Source organism: Acidovorax sp. Leaf78 (assembly GCF_001422735.1).
Taxonomy (GTDB): Bacteria; Pseudomonadota; Gammaproteobacteria; order Burkholderiales; family Burkholderiaceae_C; genus Acidovorax.
In genome coordinates this window covers 46613-63016 of record NZ_LMLZ01000024.1, presented here as the reverse complement: position 1 = coordinate 63016, position 16404 = coordinate 46613, and the positions used below count along the sequence as shown (strand labels likewise).

The window sequence follows — 16404 nt, the reverse complement described above, 5'->3', positions numbered from 1 at the left end:
GTTCATTGCTCCACAGCAGTGGTGGTGGATGCGTCGTCGGTACCGGCGCCTGCGGCAGCTTGCGCGGCAGCGGCCTGGGCATTGCGGTTGCCGCCCAGCAGCGCTGCGCCGATGAAGTCGCCATTGGTGGGCGGCGGCGCGATGATGACCTGGATCTTGTCCGAGAGCTTGTCGGCCAGCGTCTTCTGGATGAGCAGCGGGTGGCGTGTGACCAGGGCGCCCTCGCGGGCCATCTGCTCGGCGTTCACCTTGCCGATGCGGTCCATGCGGTAGGCCTCGGCTTCGGCCAGTTTCTGGCGGGCGTCTGCCTCGCCGTTGGCCTCGATGCGGCGGGCCTGGGCGTTGCCTTCGGCGGCCTTCACACGGGCCACGCGTTCGGCTTCGGCTTCCAGCTGGCGCTGCTCGATCTGGCGCTGCTTGAAGGGCAGCACGTGTTTCATGGCTTCTTCCTGGGCGCGCGCGGCGATCACCTGTTCGCGCGCTGCGGCTTCGGCGGCCACCTCGCGGCGGACCTTGTCTGCCGATGCGTCCAGCTCGGTTTCCTTCACGCGCTTGTCCTTGAGCTCCAGCGTGTAGCGCATCTTCTCGGAGGCCAGTTCTTCGGCCAGCAGGCTGTCCATGCCACGGCGGTATTCGGCGGGCAGGTCCACCTTGCCGATCTGCACGCTGCGCAGCACCACGCCATCGGCCGCAAGGCGGGTGCGCAGTTCGGTCTCAATGATCTGTGCGATCTCGGCGCGCTTGGACGAGAAGATCTCCCGCACCGTGTAGCGGGCGAACACCTTGTAGACCAGGCCCTGCACCGCGGGGGCCACGACGTCGCCGTCCACGTCGTCGGGCAGGTTGCCGGACTTCACCGCGTTGGAGGCCGGGTCCAGCGCATAGCGCACGCTCAGGTCCAGGCCGAACGACAGGCCTTCCACCGACTGCAGGGGCGCGCTGCCGGTGGCCTGGCGCATGGCTTCGGGGCGGTAGCTCTGGTCGCGCAGAGAGAGCACCCGCACGCTGTGCACGCCGGGCAGCACCCACACGCCGCCATCGCGCCACTGGGTGACCGAGCCGGTGAACTGGTTCGTGCGCAGGCCCAGCTCGCCCTGGTCCAGATGCCGCACAGGCGGGTTGCGCACCACCGCTACGCCAGCAGCCACCACCACTGCACCCAAGGCCAGCCAGCGCACGGTGCGTGCCGTGGGCAGCGCATAGGCCCGGCGGGCGGGACGGCGGTCTTCGGCGGTGGCCCAAGGATTGACTGCTGCGGCTCCCACTGCTTCGTCGTATGGAGCGTCTGCGGCAGCGCCAGCGTCGGTGGCGGAGGGCGTGGCGGCGGAGCGGCCGCGCAGGGCTTGGACGATGCGGTTCCAGGTGAATTTCATGGTGTTTCTCTCTCTCGGATGGGTTGAATTTGTTGTCTTGGCCTGAACAACCTGCGGGCTGTTCATTGGTAGGTGATTCTTCGGAGAACACCCGGAAGCAACAACGCGCACCACAGCCCAGAGTCCGCCCACCCGCCGAGCGAATGCTCCGGCCCCGGAAGAAAAACTCACACCGCCCCCCGGTGGCGCGCCGGGATAATCCGGACACCACCACTGAAAAGCGCTTTCATGACTCTCAACGCACGCATCGCACGCATCGCCGTGATCGAAGACGACCTGCCCACCAGCAACCAGCTGGCCGGCTGGATTGCCAGTGCAAAGAGCGGCATCGTGATCGACCAGTGGTTCACCCGCGACGACGCCGAGGCCGCCCTGGCGCGCGAGCACTACGACGCCGTGGTGCTGGACATCGAACTGGGGCGCGAGCGCCATGCGGGCGTGGCGCTCATCAACGCGATCAACAAGCTAGGCCAGGGCACGCCCGTGCTGGTGGTGTCGGCCATGCCCGCGGCCATCTACCGCAGCATCATGAAAGCGCTGGACGCGTGGGACTACCTTCAGAAGACGACCTTCGAAGAGGCGGACTTCATCGAGACCTTTCTCGACATCCTGCGCACCACGCAGACATCCCCCGCCCAGGCCGCGCCCGCTGCGTCGCCGGGCGACGCGCTGGTGCTCGACCCGCTGTGGCAGCGCACCCCCACTTGGCGCGGCGAGCGCATCAACCTGCCGCTGACCGCCCAGCGCATCCTGGCCACGCTGCACCAGCGCAGCGGCGAGGTCGTGTCGTACGACGAGCTGTTCGACGTGGTCAAGAGCGGCCGCAACCGCGACAACGTGCGCAAGCATGTGAGCACCATCCGCGAGGCGCTGCGCGAGGTCGATCCGTCGTTCGAAGGCATCGAGAACGTCCCCATGCGCGGCTTCCGTTGGGTAAAGCAGTGAAGCATCCCCCTGAGCGGCTTCGCCGCTTCCCCCTTCTCTCGACTGGCTGCGCCATTCGGGAAGTGGGACGTCGCCAGCGCCCGCAAGCTAAGCGCCGCCCGGGCAGCTTGGCGGCCCTCGCGCGGCGACCCTGGTCTAGGCCACGCCCTGTTCATTCGCCATCTGCCGTGCGAAGTGCCTTTGATGAGGGGAGCTGGCAATGAAGCGCCTGCTGCGGCGCCCGGCGCTGGAGATGCCGCGGCTCGAAATGCCCCGCCTGGGCCTGCCGGCGTTTCGCCTGCGCATCCTCGTGCGCAGCGTGTTCCTGCTGCTGGCAGCGGCCACGGTGGCGCTCAGCGTGGTGCTGCTCAAGGAGGAAAAGGAGCGCGCCTGGCAGAGCTACCAGAACGGCTTCAAGCGCAGCCAGTCCGAAGTGATGGCACGCCTGCGCCATCCGTCCGGCCAGTTGGCGCTGCTGAATGCACACATTCAGGGCCAGGGCGCCACGCCGCTGGCGCCGCTGCTGCTGCCCTACGCCGCCATCGATTTCGACGACCAGAACAAGGCGCAGCAGGCGGTGGAGATGGCGGGCTGCGCGGTGCAGTACCCGGACGGCGCCTCGGCCTGCGCGGCCATCGGCAACAACCCCTATGCGGGCGGCTTCATCTACCTGGTGGGCAGCTTCTATGCGGGCGAGCTGGTGCCGCGCGAACGCGGCGCGCTGGACCTGGCCGCCGTGCACCGCGCCCGGGTCACGCTGGACATGCGCGGCACCACGTCGCGCTGGGTGGCGCCGTTCGAGGCGCTGCCGCCGCAAGGCAGCATCCAGACCCGCGGCCGGCTGACCGGCTTTGCGGACGTGGGCGAAGAGACGCTCGACGTGCGCGCGCGCCCGGTGCGCGACTTCCGCGGCTGGCTGTGGCAAAGCAATGCATGCCGCGACCCGGCGGGCACCGCGCCCGGCTGCCTGCGCCGCACGTTCTATTCGATCCGCCTGCCCGTGGAGCTGTTTCGCGAGGCGCTGTTCGGCAAGCAACCGCTGGTCTGGCCGCCCGAGGACCTGGGCAGTATGCGCGTGCGGGTGGAGATGCTGGGCCCTGCGGCCGACGCCGGCAGCGGCCCCACCCGCACGCCTGCGCTGTTCGACAGCAACACGCCCGGCGCGCAGCCCGCCGCGTCGCTGGCCGACGTGGCCCGCTCGCTGCTGCCGGGCGAGAAGGTGCAGATCCGCAAGCTGGGCAGCAGCGAGCAGGACGCCCTCACGCTGCGCGGCACCGAAGTCGAGGCGGGACCGACGGCGCCGTGGCTGATCCGCCTGATCAGCTGGCTGCCGCTGGACCTGCAGGGCCCGGGTGAAGCCAAGGTGCAGGAGGTGCCCGCAGGGCTCGACATTCTCGACACACCGCTGGGCAACTACGCCGTCACCTTCACCGGCAACCTGCGTGGCGTGGAGCAAGGCCTGGCGGTCGTGGCCACGCGCATGTCGTGGTACCTGGGGGCGATGCTCGCAGCCATCGCGCTGGCCTGGCTGGCGGTGGAAGTCGGCCTGCTGCGGCGCGTGACCGCGCTGACGCGGCGCGCGGCCGCCGTCTCGTACAACGTGCAGGACGGCCACATCGGCCCGCGCCTGGGCGACCTGGATGTGTCGGACCTGCGCGGTTCGGACGAGCTGGGCATTCTGGCTGGCGGCCTGGCCGACCTGCTGCAGCGCGTGAAGGACGACATCCAGCGCGAACAGCTGCGCGCCCAGCAGGAGCGCGACATGTGGCACGCCGTGGGCCACGAGATCATGTCGCCGCTGCAGTCGCTCATGGTGCTGCACGGCGGGCCTGGCGACCCGGGGCATCGCTACGTGCAGCGCATGCAACAGGCCGTGCACGTGCTGTACGGCACGGCATCGCCGGCCGAGGCGCTGCAGGCTGCCGACCTGCCGCAGGGCCGGCTGGACCTGGACGCCTTCTTGCGCCACGTGGCCGACAACGCGCATTTCGCGGGCATCGGCAACGTGGTCTACCAAGGCGGCACAGGGCCCGTGGTCGTGCGCGCCGATGAGTTCGCTCTGGAGGACGTGGTAACCCACATCCTGGGCAACGCAGACCGCTACCGCCCGGCGGGCACGGCGATCACGCTCACGCTCAAGGCGTCGGAGTCCACGGCCAGCGCCACGCTGCACAACCAGGGCTCCACCATCGAAGAGGACTTGCTCGGGCGCATTTTCGAGCTGGGCGTGTCCGACCCCAGCCTGCCCACACCGCCGGGCGGCTCGGAGCACCGCGGCCAGGGCCTGTTCGTCGCCAAGACCTACATGGCCAAGATGGGCGGCACCGTCAATGCGCGCAATACGGAGGACGGCGTGGCGTTCACATTGACCTTCCAGCGCCTCGGCTGAGTCAGGTTTCGCGCACCCGCCAGGGCGGCAGAGAAGGCACCTGCGCGCACGGGGTCGGGGGGTGCCGTCCGACAGCGGCGCTACGGCCCGCGCCCTACGCTGCAGGATTGCACCGCCCTCTGGTGCGCCCTGTCACAACCGCGCAAGGAGACCTACCCATGCCACGCTTCGCTTTCATCACCCCCGCCCTCACCGCTGTCCTTCTGGCAGCTTCCGCTTCGGCCATGGCACAAGCCCCCGCCCCTTCGGGCGACGCCCGTGCCCGCTACGAGCAAGAGCGCGAAAAGTGTATGACGAACAACACCCAGGATTCGCTGGCGACCTGCCTGCGTGAAGCCAACAACGCGCTGGACGCGTCGCGCAAGGGCCAGCTGAGCAACCCCGGCCCCGCCGCTTCGGAGAACACCACTCAGCGCTGCGAAGCCTTCCAGACGGCAGCCGAGCAGGCCGAGTGCGTGCGCCGCACCCAGTCGTCGTCGGTGAGCGGCTCGGTGTCTGGTGGTGGCGTGCTGCGTGAATCGGTCACCACCACGGTGATCCCGGCCAAGTAAGCGCTCCGGCGCTTTATACAACCGGATGAAAATGGGCACTACCGCTTGCCCATCCAGCGCCAATAGCTATCAATAAAGTAGCAAATGCCCGCAGCGACGGGTGCTCACCCTGACCAGCGCACCCGTGGAACTGGCGATGCCAGCCACTGGGGTGCTTCACCTCGGGGAAAGCGCGCAGCTGCTCGGGGGTTAGGCCAAAGCTTGACGCATCGCGTCGATGACGCCCTTGTAGTCTGGCTTGCCAAAAATGGCGCTGCCAGCCACGAAGGTGTCGGCCCCGGCATCCGCCACGCGGCGGATGTTGTCGGTCTTGATACCGCCATCCACTTCCAGCCGGATGTCCTTGCCCGTCGCATCGATGCGGCGGCGCACGTCCTCGATCTTGCGCAGGGCCGAGTCGATGAAGCTCTGGCCGCCAAAGCCGGGGTTCACGCTCATGATCAGAATCAGGTCGATGTCGTCGATAACCCAGTCCAGCACGTCCAGCGGCGCCGCGGGGTTGAACACGAGGCCGGCCTTCACGCCTTTGGAGCGGATGGCCTGGATGCTGCGGTGCACATGGCCCGAGGCATCGGGGTGAAAGCTGATGTAGTCGGCGCCCGCATCGGCAAACGCAGCGGCCAGCGCGTCCACGGGCTGGATCATCAGGTGCACGTCGATCGGCACGGCCACGCCATCGGCCGTCTTGGCATGCGGCTTCAGGGCCTGGCAGATCATCGGGCCGAAGGTGAGGTTGGGCACGTAATGGTTGTCCATCACGTCGAAATGAATCCAGTCCGCGCCAGCGGCAATGACGTTGCGCACTTCTTCGCCCAGGCGGGCAAAGTCGGCAGAGAGGATCGAGGGGGCGATTTGGAATGTGCGGCTCATCCCCCGATTGTCTCAAAGCGGGCGGCCTGTGGCGATGTGGCGGATGAATCCGCGGGTTTTACGGGCCGCCACGGTTACCATTCCGCCATGCCAAAGTACCAGTTTGACGTGACAGTGCTGCCCGAGTACCTGCCCGAGCAGTCCGCGCCGGACACCGGGGTGTTCAGCTTCGCCTACACGATCACGATCACCAATGCAGGCGATACGCCGGCCCAGCTCATTGCACGCCACTGGATCATCAGCGATTCGCGCGGCCACACCGAAGAGGTCAAAGGCCTGGGCGTGGTGGGGCACCAGCCGCTGCTCAAGCCGGGCGAATCCTTCCAGTACACCAGCGGATGCCGCCTGCGCACGGCCAGCGGCACCATGCACGGCACCTTTCATTGCGTGGGCGAAGAAGGCGAGCCCTTCGACGCCGTCGTCCCCTTGTTCGTGCTGGAAGCTTTGGGCCACGGCCCCGCGGGCCAGCCGCTGACCGGTCGGGTGCTGCATTGAGCGCTGGTAGCCCCCACGCGCCCCACCCTGTGGGGGCGTGGCCCCACTGCGGGGCAGCGCGATGAGAAACCGCAGTTCCTCCGTCGTCGACCTGCCAGCCCTGCTGGCCCGGCTGGACCCTGCCGCCGACCTGGCCCACCGCCACCTGTGGCTCATCCACCTGCTGGACTGGGTGCGCGGCAAGAGCGACTCCATCCCTGCCGCCGTGGGCCGGGTGCAGCTCTTCCTCGATGCCGTCGAAACGCGGCCGGACGTGCAGCTGCGGCTGAGGGCGTGGTGGGCCACGCTGGTGGACCAGGTGGACGTCACCACGCTGCTGGCCGACTTCGGCTTTGCGCCGCGCACCGCGCTGGTCAGCGAGATCTCCGAGCGCCTGCGCACCAAGTTCCTGCCGGGCAGCCCCGAGACCATCGATGCGTCCGAGCTCTTCATGCTGGCGCTGCCCGGCGAGTTCGATGCCCAGTGGCTGCTGGCGCTGGACGAAGCGCAGCTCGCCCGCCTGGTGGCCTTGCTCGCGCCCGCGGACCCCGATGTCCACACCGGGCCCTCGCGCTGGCACAAGGCGCTGCTCGATGCCATCACCTACTGCGCCGGCCAGATCCTGTCGACCGGTTTTGCGCCCGAGCTGCGCCTGCGGATGAGCGAATCGGCACGCGATGCCCAGCCTTTTCATGCGCTGATCCACGATGTGGAGAGCCTGCGCGTGGAAGTGTTGCTGGCGCTGCGCACGCCCGACCGCCTGAACGACGCCGCCCAGCGCCTGCGCGAGCGGCTCGAAGCGTGCCGCGCAGCGGCCTCCACCGTGTACACCCACTTCGAAGACAACGGCATTTCGGTCGGCCTGGTGTTTCGCCTGCGGCAGCTGCGCGAGCGCATTTTGCGCGTGCGCGAGCTGCTGGACTGCCTGCTCTCGCCCAAGCCTCCGGTCACCGCTGCGCGCCTGCTGGCGCACCTGGTGATGGTGGGGCAGGAGCGGCGCAGCCTGCGTGCGCTGCTGGCCTCCAACTCGTCGCTGCTGGCAGCCAAGGTGGCCGAGCGCAGCGCGGAAACCGGCGAGCACTACATCACCCGCAACGCGGCCGACTACCGGTCCATGGTCGGCAAGGCCGCAGGCGGCGGCGCGCTGATGTCCGTCACCACGCTGGTCAAGTTCGGGCTGCATGCGCTCGCGCTGTCGGCGTTCTGGGGCGGCTTCATCGCGGGGGTGAACTACGCCGTCACCTTCGTGCTGATCCAGCTGCTGCACCTCACGGTGGCCACCAAGCAGCCCGCAATGACCGCACCCGCCATGGCCGCCAAGCTCAAGGAGTTGGGAGGCAGCGGTGCCATCGAGTCCTTTGTCGACGAGATCACGCACCTGGTGCGCTCCCAAGTGGCCGCCGTGCTGGGCAATGTGCTGGTGGTGTTCCCGGCCGTGCTGCTGCTGGCCACGGCCATCGCGCTGGCCACGGGCGCGCCGGCCATCAGTGAGAAGCAGGCGCAGCACGTGCTCGAATCCCTGCACCTGCTGGGGCCGTCACTGTTCTTCGCGGCCTTCACCGGTGTGCTGCTGTTCGCGTCGAGCATCATCGCGGGCTGGGCCGAGAACTGGTTCGTGCTCAACCGGCTGGACTCTGCCCTGCACTACAACCCGCGCATCACGCGCTGGCTGGGCGCCGAGCGCGCGGCGCGGTGGGCGCGCTTCCTGCGCGAGAACCTGTCGGGCTTCGCGGCCAACATCTCGCTGGGGTTCATGCTCGGTCTCGTCCCTGCCTTCGCAGGGTTTTTCGGGCTGGGCCTGGATGTGCGCCATGTCACACTCTCCACGGGCCAGGTGGCTGCGGCCAGCGCAACGCTGGGGATCGGCGTGTTGCACATGCCGGCCTTCTGGTGGGCGGTGGCATCGCTGCCGCTGCTCGGTGCACTCAACGTGACGGTGAGTTTCTACCTCGCGTTCAGCCTGGCCTTGCGGGCGCAGAACGTGAGTGGCTTGGACCGCTCTCACATCTACAGAGCGATCCGCGTGCGCCTGCGCACCGCGCCCCTGAGCTTTTTCGTGCCCGCCCGCCGCGCAGCCTGACGAGAGACCCGGAAAGACGGGCCCGGCGGCAGCGGCAAGCCCCGCCCCTGTCCTACATGGACGGGATGTTTCGGCCTGTAAATTCAGGCAACGCTGGTGCGTCCCTGATTTTTCAGGGTTTCTGCGCACCCGCTTCTTCACTCCCGGCGGGGCCTGTCCCCGTCAGACGCAGAGGTTCCAGACATGAATGAAATCCTGACCTTCTGGGCGCAGTGGCTGCGCCCCTCGGCCGGGTTGCCCACGGTCCAGTGGTCACTGCTGTTGGCAGTGGCGGCCATGGCAGGCTATCTCACCCAGCGCCACACCGGTCTGCCCAAGGTATTGGGCTATTCGCTCGTCGGCACCGCAGCGGGTCTGGCCGGCTTCAGCGGCGCCGTGTGGCCGCTGCAGGGCATCGGCCTGTTCCTGTTGGAGCTGGGCATTGCCATTGTGCTGTTCGAGTGCGGCGGCCGCATTCCGCTGCGCTGGTTCCGCCACAACCCCATGGTGCTGGTGCAGAGCATTGCCGAATCGGTGTTCACCTACTTCGCCGTGTACTGGGTGCTGGTGTGGCTCAACCTGCCCACGCAGGTGGCCGGGCCGCTGGCCCTGGTGGCGCTGGCCGCCTCGCCCGCGGTGCTGACCCGCGTGGTGGCCGACACCCGCGCTGCCGGCCCGGTGACGGAACGCGCCATCGTGCTCACCACGCTGTCCACGCTGTACGCGCTGACACTGGGCAGCGCCAAGGCCGAACTCATCAACCGCCAGGGCCTCACCTTGATGGAGACCATGTCGCCCGTCGTGGTGGTGCTGGGCGTCTCCATCGTCGTGGCCGCCGTGCTGGCGCTGGTGCTGCGCATGGCGCTGCGCGTAATGAGCCCCACGAGCGAGAACACCTCCATGCTGTTCCTCGCGCTGGTAGCGGCCGGCACGGCCGTGTCGGCCCACATGGGCGGCTCGGCCCCGCTGGCGGCGCTGCTGGGCGGCATGCTGCTCAAGCAACTCAACCCCCGGCCCTGGGCCTGGCCGCGCCAGTTGGGCAACGCATCGTCGCTGCTCACCATGCTGATGTTCGTGCTGGTCTCCACCGTGGCCGCGCAGGCCGACTGGAGCGCTCCCGTGGCCGGCGTGGTGCTGGCGCTGATCGCCGTGCGCCTGGTGGCCAAGGCCACCGGCGTGGCGCTGGGCAACGTGGGCAGCGGCGCCAGCTGGAAGCAGGCGCTGTGGGTGGGCTGCGCGATGACGCCGATGTCCTCCATCGCGCTGCTCATCGCCTCGCAGTTCGTGCTGGCCTCGCCTTCCACCGGTCATGTCATCGCCGGCGTGGCCCTGCCCGCCATCTTGCTGATGGAAGTGATGGGCGCCGTGATCGCCACTGTGGCCATCTACCGCGCGGGCGAAAGCTCCAAGCCCTGGGCGGCCCTGACGGCCCGCGGCCAGAACGGAGACACCCAGCCATGAGCGGCGCCGCGCCAGACCGCGCGCAGCCCGCTCACACCGCACCGCACCGTACAGAAGAGGCCCTTTGATGTCCCTTGAAGCGTTCAACCATTCCGAGCCCCTGACCCTGGGCGTCGAGCTGGAGCTGCAGCTCGTCAACACCAACGACTACGACCTCGCGCCCTATGCCGAGGACATGCTGCGCCTCATGCACAAGACCCCGCTGCCCGGCAGCGTCGTGCCCGAGATGACGAACAGCATGATCGAGATCTCCACCGGCATTTGCCACTCGAGCAGCGAAGTGCTGGGCCAGCTCACGCCGATCCGCGATGCGCTGGTCAAGAGCGCGGACAAGCTCAACATCGCCGTGGTCGGCGGCGGCACGCACCCGTTCCAGCAGTGGCACGAGCGGCGCATCTACGACAAGCCGCGCTTTCGCGAGCTGTCGGAGCTGTACGGCTACCTGTCCAAGCAGTTCACCATCTTCGGCCAGCACGTGCACATCGGCTGCCCCGATGCCAATGCCGCGCTGCTCATGCTGCACCGCATGTCGCGCTACATCCCGCACTTCATCGCGCTGTCGGCATCGAGCCCCTACGTGCAGGGGCAGGACACGGCGTTCGACTCGGCACGCCTGAACTCGGTGTTCGCATTCCCTCTGTCGGGCCGCGCGCCGCTGGCGCTCACGTGGGACGACTTCACCGTCTACTTCGACAAGATGACGCGCACCGGCGTGGTCAAGAGCATGAAGGACTTCTACTGGGACATCCGCCCCAAGCCCGAGTTCGGCACCATCGAGATTCGCGTGTTCGACACCCCGCTGACCATCGAGCGCGCCGCAGCGCTGGCGGGCTACGTGCAGTCGCTGGGCGCCTGGTTCCTGGCGGACCAGCCCTTCATGCCCACCGAAGACGACTACCTCGTCTACACCTACAACCGCTTCCAGGCGTGCCGCTTCGGCATGGACGCGGTGTATGTGGACCCGGCCACCGGCGACCACATGCCGCTGCGCGAGCACATCCTCAAGACCATGGACAAGATCGCCGGCCACGCGGCTGTGCAAGGCTCATCGAGCGCCATGCACATGCTGCGCACCGAGGTCGAAGCGGGCCAGAACGATGCGCGCTGGCTGCGCGAGCGCCAGCGTGAAGAACAGCTGCTGGCCGAAGTCAGCCGCCAGGCGGCGCAGCGCTTTCGCGGCGCCATGGCCTGACCGCGCGGTATCCCCTCGCAATTCCACACCCCATCCGTCACACCGGCAGCGCCTGCCTGCGCGCCAGCTGGGTGACGCCGCCGTAGCCCCAGTCCTGAGCGGGCAGCTCGCGCACCACCACGTAGCTGGCGCGGGCGAGCGCAGCGCCCGGGGCCAGCTGCTGCGCCAGCTCGGCAAACGCGGCGGCGATGAAGGCCGCCTTTTCCTGCGGAGTGTTCGTGCCCTCGGTGATGCTGATCTCCAGCAACGCCGTGGGCTGCGCAGCGGGCTCGCCACCGATGTGCCACTGGCCGGACGGTAGCTGGTTGATGGCCACCGCAGTGACCTCACGGCGCTTGCCCAGCCGTTGCACGGTGAGGTCGGTGAGCGCACGGGCCAGGGCTTGGCAGCGGTCGGGGGTTTGCGGTGGAGTCAGTGTGAGGATGAGGGTGGGCATGGATCAGCTCCTGGGGGTGGGTGACAAAGTGAATGAACTACTGCGGGTGTCGTGGTGGTGGCGATGACGGCACGGTGCGAGAAAGCAACCTTTGCAAGCCCCGCACGGCCGCCGATACTGCAGCCCGCACCGACGCCACTGCAGCGCAGGCCAGTGCGCGCGTGGCCGCGTCGGGAAAATCCCGCAGCGCTTCACGGCGCAGTTGCCGCGCCAGGCGCTCTGCGTCCTGGTGCAGTCGCAGGGACTCTGCAGGCGTGATGTCGCGGGGCATTGCAGCGTCCTTTCGTGCAGACCTTCAAAAGTTGGAGCGACTGTAGGCACGCCACGCGGCCACGGAAACAGCGCACACGGCAACAGCGTTTTGCACGGCTGCAAAGGGCCCGGCGCCTTGATGTGGCCGAGCGGCGCCCCGGCGAAAAGACGTCTGCCGCCGTTACCATTGCCCGATGCGCGACCTCCGCCTCGAAGACCTGCACCTGTTCGCCCGCGTGGCGGACCTGGGCTCGCTGTCGGCCGCGGCGCGCGAGCGCACTGTGCCGGTGAGCCAGGTCTCCCGCACGCTGGCGCGCATAGAGCAGGCCAGTGGCGCACGGCTGGTGCACCGCACCACCCACGGCCTCACGCTCACGGCGGAGGGGCTCACCTTTCTCGACTACTGCCGGCGCATCACCGGCACGCTGGACGAGCTGGAGGGCGAGTTCGCCCACCAGAGCGGCCAGCCCAGCGGCTGGGTGCGCGTAGCAGCCAGCTCGGTGGTGGCCGAGCACCTCTTGATCCCCAGCTTTGAGAGCCTGCAGCAGGCGCACCCGCAGTTGCGCGTGGAGCTGGTGGTGGACGACCGCATCGCCGACATGGCGCAGGGCGGTATCGACATCGCGATCCGCACTGGCGCGCCGCCCACCGACACCGTGGTGGCCCGCCCGCTGGGCACGCTGGCGCGCCGCCTGTACGCCACGCCGGGCTACCTGCAGCTGCACGGCGCGCCGCAGCACCCCGAGGACCTGCACCAGCACCGGCTCATCACCAACAACGCCGTGGCGATGCTCAACCGCTGGCCTTTCGTGGTGGAGGGCCACGCGCATGTGGTGGCGGCCGAAGGCCACTGGCGCTCAGGCAGCACCGGCATCACCGCCCGCCTGGCGCTGCAGGGCCTGGGCATTGCGCGCCTGGCCACCGTGGTGGCCGAGCCGCTGGTGCGCCAGGGGCAGCTTGCGCCCGTGCTGGCCGCGTGGGTGGACCCGCAGCCCAGCCCCATCCATGCCATCACGCTCACGCGCCGGCACCGCCTGCCCAAGATCCAGGCGTGCATCGACCACTGGGCGCAGTGGTTCACCGAACAGGAAAGCGCTTCGTGACACATCCATCTGCCCTGCCCCTGACAGCCGACCTGCGCCATGGGTGAGTTCGACCTGATCGCCCGCTACTTCACGCGCCCCGTGCGCCCCGATGGCGCTGCCGTGCTGGGCGTGGGCGACGACTGCGCGCTGCTGGCGCCCGCGCCCGGCATGCAGCTGGCCATCTCCAGCGACATGCTGGTGGAAGGCCGCCACTTCTTTGCCGACGTGGACCCCGAGGCGCTGGGCCACAAGGCGCTGGCTGTGAACCTGTCGGACCTGGCGGCCTGCGGCGCGCGGCCGCTGGCCTTCACGCTGGCGCTGTCGCTGCCGCGGGTGGACGAACCCTGGCTGGCCGGCTTCTCGCGTGGGATGTGGAAGCTGGCCGACGCGCACGGCTGCGAGCTGGTGGGCGGCGACACCACGCAGGGCCCGCTCAATATCTGCATCACCGTGTTTGGCGAGGTGCCCCCGCGCCAGGCCCTGCTGCGCAGCGGCGCGCGGCCCGGCGACGACCTGTATGTGAGCGGCACGCTGGGCGATGCGCGGCTGGCGCTCGAAGCCCTGCTCGGCCACATCACGCTACCCGCCGACGTGCTGGCCCGCGCCCGCCAGCGGCTGGAGCGCCCCACACCACGCGTGGCCCTGGGCCTGCAGCTGCGCGGCGTAGCCAGCAGTGCGATGGACCTGAGCGACGGGCTGGTGGGCGACGTGTCGCACATCCTCAAGGCCTCGGGCGTGGGGGCGGTGATCGATGTGGACGTTACTACTAATTTAATAGCTGCTAGCGCTTACCTATCAAGCGGTAGAGGCCATTTTGATGCTGAATTGATGCGTCGCTGCGTCCTATCGGGCGGCGACGACTACGAGCTGGCTTTCACCGCCCCGCCTGCGCAGCGCGGTGCTGTGGCCGCTGCGGCCGCGGCCAGCGGTACAGCGGTGACGCGCATCGGCTCCGTGGTGGCTGAGCCAGGCCTGCGCCTGGTGGACGGCCAGGGTCAGCCGGTGGAGAACCGGTATGCCTCGTTCGACCACTTCGGGTAAGGGGCGCGGCAACCGCACATCTGCCAAGGGGGCAGCACCTAAAAATATTTGCCAACGCATGAATCCTTTGTCGAATTCGGCGGCTCTTGGTAGGTGAGGCGCGCAGTGAGTGCGCCTCGCTGTCCATCCATCCACCGATTCCCAGGAGCTTTTCACCATGCTGTACCGCAAGAACATTACCCGCCCCGAAAGCCTGTTGCGCATCGTCGGCGGCATCGCCCTCGTCGCCGTCGGCCTGTGGTGGCAAGGCGCATCGCCCCTGGGCCTGGTGCTGGCCGCATCGGGCGTGGGCAGCGTGCTGAGCGGCGCTTTCGGCTACTGCCCCGCCTGCGCGCTGGTCGGCCGCAGGCCGGTGGAGTGAACCGACGGCCCCTGAGTCGCTTCGAACTGAGAATACCCATCCATGCCACTCCCCACGCTCGCCCAACTGCTGCCCGCCGCCCGCGATGGCGACGCGCGGGCCATGGAACAACTGCTGGCGCTGGCACGCCCGGACATCCGCCGCTACGCGCTGCGCCACTGCGCCGCCACCACAGCCACCGACGACGTGGTCCAGGAGGCGCTGATCATCGTGTACCGCCGCGTGGGCGCGCTGCGCGAGGTGGCGGCCTTTGGCGGCTGGGTGGTGCGCATCGTGCAGCGGCTGTGCATGCGCCCGGTGCTGGGCTGGCTCAAGGGCGAGCCGCTGGCGCAGGTGGAAGACAACCTGGCCTGGTCGCACAGGCCAGACCACGAACTGCGCCACGACCTGGCCCTGGCCATCGACTCGTTGCCGCCCATCTACCGCGATGCGCTGCTGATGCGCGACTTCGAGGAACTGACCATTGAAGAGATGGCGGAGCGCCTGGGCACCACGCGCGAGGCGGCCAAGAGCCGGCTGCACCGCGCCAGAGCCCTGGTGCGCGAGTACCTGCTGCCCTCTGGCACCACTGGCACCACTGGCAGCGCCGTCACGCCGTGAGGAGCACCGCCGCGGCAGCGATCACGGAATGCAGCGCTACTTCGCAATGATGGTCAGCAGCTCTTCCCGCGTGGTCGGGTCGGCCATGTATTTGTTGTAGAGCGGCGCCATGCGCCGCACGAAGGGCGAGACGTCCTTCACGCGCACGAACTGGGAGCCCTGTTTGGCCGTGGTCTCCAGCGCCTGCGCCACGCGCTTGTTCCACAGCTCGCGCATCAGCAGGGCCGACTGGGCACCCGCGTCGGCAAAGGCCTTGCGGTCTTCGGCCGAGAGCTTGGCCCACAGCGCGGCGGACACCACCAGCGCCTCGGGCGAGATCACGTGGTTGGTCACGTAGACGTTCTTGGCCAGCTTGTGGTGCCCCGTGGATTCGTACGAGGGCATGTTGTTCTCGGCGCAGTCGATGGCGCCTTTCTCGAAGCCGCCCAGCACTTCCTTGAAGGGCAGCGCCACGGGCTTCGCGTCCAGCAGCCGGATCATCTCCGTGAAAATCTCCGACTGCTGCACGCGGATGGACGCCCCTGCCAGATCGCGGATGGTGGCGGGCGAGCGGTTGGCGCAGTAGAACGATCGCCCGCCGCCGTCGTACCAGCCCAGCACCACGAAGCCGGCCGACTGCAGGTTGGCGGCAAAGCGCTGGCCCAGGGCACCGTCCAGGTGGCGGAACATGTGGGCCGAGTCGGTGAAGAGGAACGGCAGGTTCAGCACCTTGATGCCGGGCACCGCGTCGGACAGCGGGCCCGAGCTGAACTCGGCGATGTCGATCTCGCCGCTCTTGAGCATTTGCACCGCTTTGGGTTGGTCGCCCAGCGTGGCGTTGGAAAACACCTCGATCTGGTAGCGCCCTTGCGTGGCCTTGCCCACCTGCTGCGCGAAGCTTTTCATGGCCTCGGTGACGGGGTAGCCGTCAGGGTGAATGTTCCATGCGCGCAGCTTCGTTTGCCCCCACGCTGCGCCCGCGCACAGCAACGCTGCCGCCACCAGACAACTGGCTTTCCATCTCTTGAGCATGCTTGTCCCCCATCGTGTTGTTCTGTGTGCATTGTTAACGTCATCATCTGACGTCATACAAATAATCACAAATTTTTAGAGCTTTGATCGCGCGGCATCAGCACCTTCTGCGGCGCACTGCGCGCCGCAGAAGCGGACCTCCGCAAATCCCGTGAACCTGAGGTTCCATGCGGATTTCAAGGCTTTTATTCTTGTAAGCACCGCGCTCTCGCGCCCGATTCTGCAGCGGCAAGTGCGACAGGCCGATTGGGGTTAACGCCAGTCGCAGCAGGAAATCACGCGCCCAGAATTCGCGACAGTTGTACGACGTCATTTGTCATGGCGC

The 16404-nt window shown here is 68.2% G+C and carries 16 protein-coding genes; 11 read left to right on the top strand and 5 right to left on the bottom strand.

Features of this window, described 5'->3' with window-relative positions:
* Positions 1 to 2: 2 nt before the first annotated feature.
* On the bottom strand, positions 3 to 1373 hold the full coding sequence (locus ASF16_RS22390) for an SPFH domain-containing protein (protein ID WP_056172447.1): 1371 nt from the start codon (positions 1371 to 1373) through the stop codon (positions 3 to 5).
* A 246-nt stretch (positions 1374 to 1619) separates the two neighbouring features.
* Between ASF16_RS22390 and ASF16_RS22385 the strand changes: the two genes are divergently transcribed.
* The 3 genes from ASF16_RS22385 to ASF16_RS22375 all read left to right on the top strand — a co-directional run bounded on the left by ASF16_RS22385 (position 1620) and on the right by ASF16_RS22375 (position 5237).
* A complete protein-coding gene (locus ASF16_RS22385) occupies positions 1620 to 2318 on the top strand; it encodes a response regulator transcription factor (protein ID WP_056172998.1) in 699 nt (232 codons plus the stop codon).
* A gap of 199 nt (positions 2319 to 2517) precedes the next feature.
* Complete coding sequence (locus ASF16_RS22380; RefSeq protein WP_056172444.1) at positions 2518 to 4686, top strand: HAMP domain-containing sensor histidine kinase; 2169 nt, start codon at positions 2518 to 2520, stop codon at positions 4684 to 4686.
* A 158-nt stretch (positions 4687 to 4844) separates the two neighbouring features.
* Positions 4845 to 5237 carry a hypothetical protein gene (locus ASF16_RS22375; protein ID WP_056172441.1) on the top strand — a complete coding sequence of 131 codons (393 nt, stop codon included), beginning with the start codon at positions 4845 to 4847 and terminating at the stop codon, positions 5235 to 5237.
* 189 nt (positions 5238 to 5426) lie between these two features.
* Here the strand turns inward: ASF16_RS22375 and rpe are convergent, their stop codons facing one another.
* Positions 5427 to 6107 (bottom strand): ribulose-phosphate 3-epimerase, encoded by a 681-nt coding sequence (gene rpe / locus ASF16_RS22370; protein WP_056172438.1) that lies wholly within the window; start codon positions 6105 to 6107, stop codon positions 5427 to 5429.
* A gap of 87 nt (positions 6108 to 6194) precedes the next feature.
* Between rpe and apaG the strand changes: the two genes are divergently transcribed.
* The 4 genes from apaG (at position 6195) to ASF16_RS22350 (ending at position 11293) form a co-directional block, all read left to right on the top strand.
* On the top strand, positions 6195 to 6602 hold the full coding sequence (gene apaG, locus ASF16_RS22365) for a Co2+/Mg2+ efflux protein ApaG (protein ID WP_056172435.1): 408 nt from the start codon (positions 6195 to 6197) through the stop codon (positions 6600 to 6602).
* Positions 6603 to 6663: 61 nt separating this feature from the next.
* Entirely contained in the window at positions 6664 to 8661 is a 1998-nt protein-coding gene (locus ASF16_RS22360; protein WP_056172432.1) for a site-specific recombinase, read from the top strand.
* Between the two features lie 183 nt (positions 8662 to 8844).
* A complete protein-coding gene (locus ASF16_RS22355) occupies positions 8845 to 10101 on the top strand; it encodes a cation:proton antiporter (protein WP_056172428.1) in 1257 nt (418 codons plus the stop codon).
* A gap of 67 nt (positions 10102 to 10168) precedes the next feature.
* Positions 10169 to 11293: a YbdK family carboxylate-amine ligase gene (locus ASF16_RS22350; protein WP_056172425.1), complete on the top strand. Its 1125-nt coding sequence runs from the start codon at positions 10169 to 10171 to the stop codon at positions 11291 to 11293.
* 37 nt (positions 11294 to 11330) lie between these two features.
* On the opposite strand, the gene ASF16_RS22345 is transcribed toward ASF16_RS22350, so the two are convergent.
* Together ASF16_RS22345 and ASF16_RS26390 are read right to left on the bottom strand one after the other, a co-directional pair.
* A complete protein-coding gene (locus tag ASF16_RS22345) occupies positions 11331 to 11729 on the bottom strand; it encodes a tautomerase family protein (RefSeq protein ID WP_056172422.1) in 399 nt (132 codons plus the stop codon).
* A 37-nt stretch (positions 11730 to 11766) separates the two neighbouring features.
* A complete protein-coding gene (locus ASF16_RS26390) occupies positions 11767 to 12000 on the bottom strand; it encodes a hypothetical protein (protein ID WP_156372197.1) in 234 nt (77 codons plus the stop codon).
* 175 nt (positions 12001 to 12175) lie between these two features.
* On the opposite strand from ASF16_RS26390, the gene ASF16_RS22340 reads away from it, so the two are divergent.
* The 4 genes from ASF16_RS22340 (at position 12176) to ASF16_RS22325 (ending at position 15068) form a co-directional block, all read left to right on the top strand.
* Entirely contained in the window at positions 12176 to 13084 is a 909-nt protein-coding gene (locus tag ASF16_RS22340) for a LysR family transcriptional regulator (RefSeq protein ID WP_056172418.1), read from the top strand.
* A 39-nt stretch (positions 13085 to 13123) separates the two neighbouring features.
* The gene (gene thiL, locus ASF16_RS22335; protein WP_056172416.1) at positions 13124 to 14107 is read left to right on the top strand and encodes a thiamine-phosphate kinase; all 984 of its coding nucleotides are present in this window, start codon (positions 13124 to 13126) and stop codon (positions 14105 to 14107) included.
* A 157-nt stretch (positions 14108 to 14264) separates the two neighbouring features.
* Positions 14265 to 14468 carry a DUF2892 domain-containing protein gene (locus tag ASF16_RS22330; RefSeq protein WP_056172413.1) on the top strand — a complete coding sequence of 68 codons (204 nt, stop codon included), beginning with the start codon at positions 14265 to 14267 and terminating at the stop codon, positions 14466 to 14468.
* Positions 14469 to 14510: 42 nt separating this feature from the next.
* Positions 14511 to 15068 (top strand): RNA polymerase sigma factor, encoded by a 558-nt coding sequence (locus ASF16_RS22325; RefSeq protein WP_056172408.1) that lies wholly within the window; start codon positions 14511 to 14513, stop codon positions 15066 to 15068.
* A gap of 36 nt (positions 15069 to 15104) precedes the next feature.
* On the opposite strand, the gene ASF16_RS22320 is transcribed toward ASF16_RS22325, so the two are convergent.
* Positions 15105 to 16079 (bottom strand): TRAP transporter substrate-binding protein, encoded by a 975-nt coding sequence (locus ASF16_RS22320; protein WP_056172404.1) that lies wholly within the window; start codon positions 16077 to 16079, stop codon positions 15105 to 15107.
* Positions 16080 to 16404: the final 325 nt, after the last annotated feature.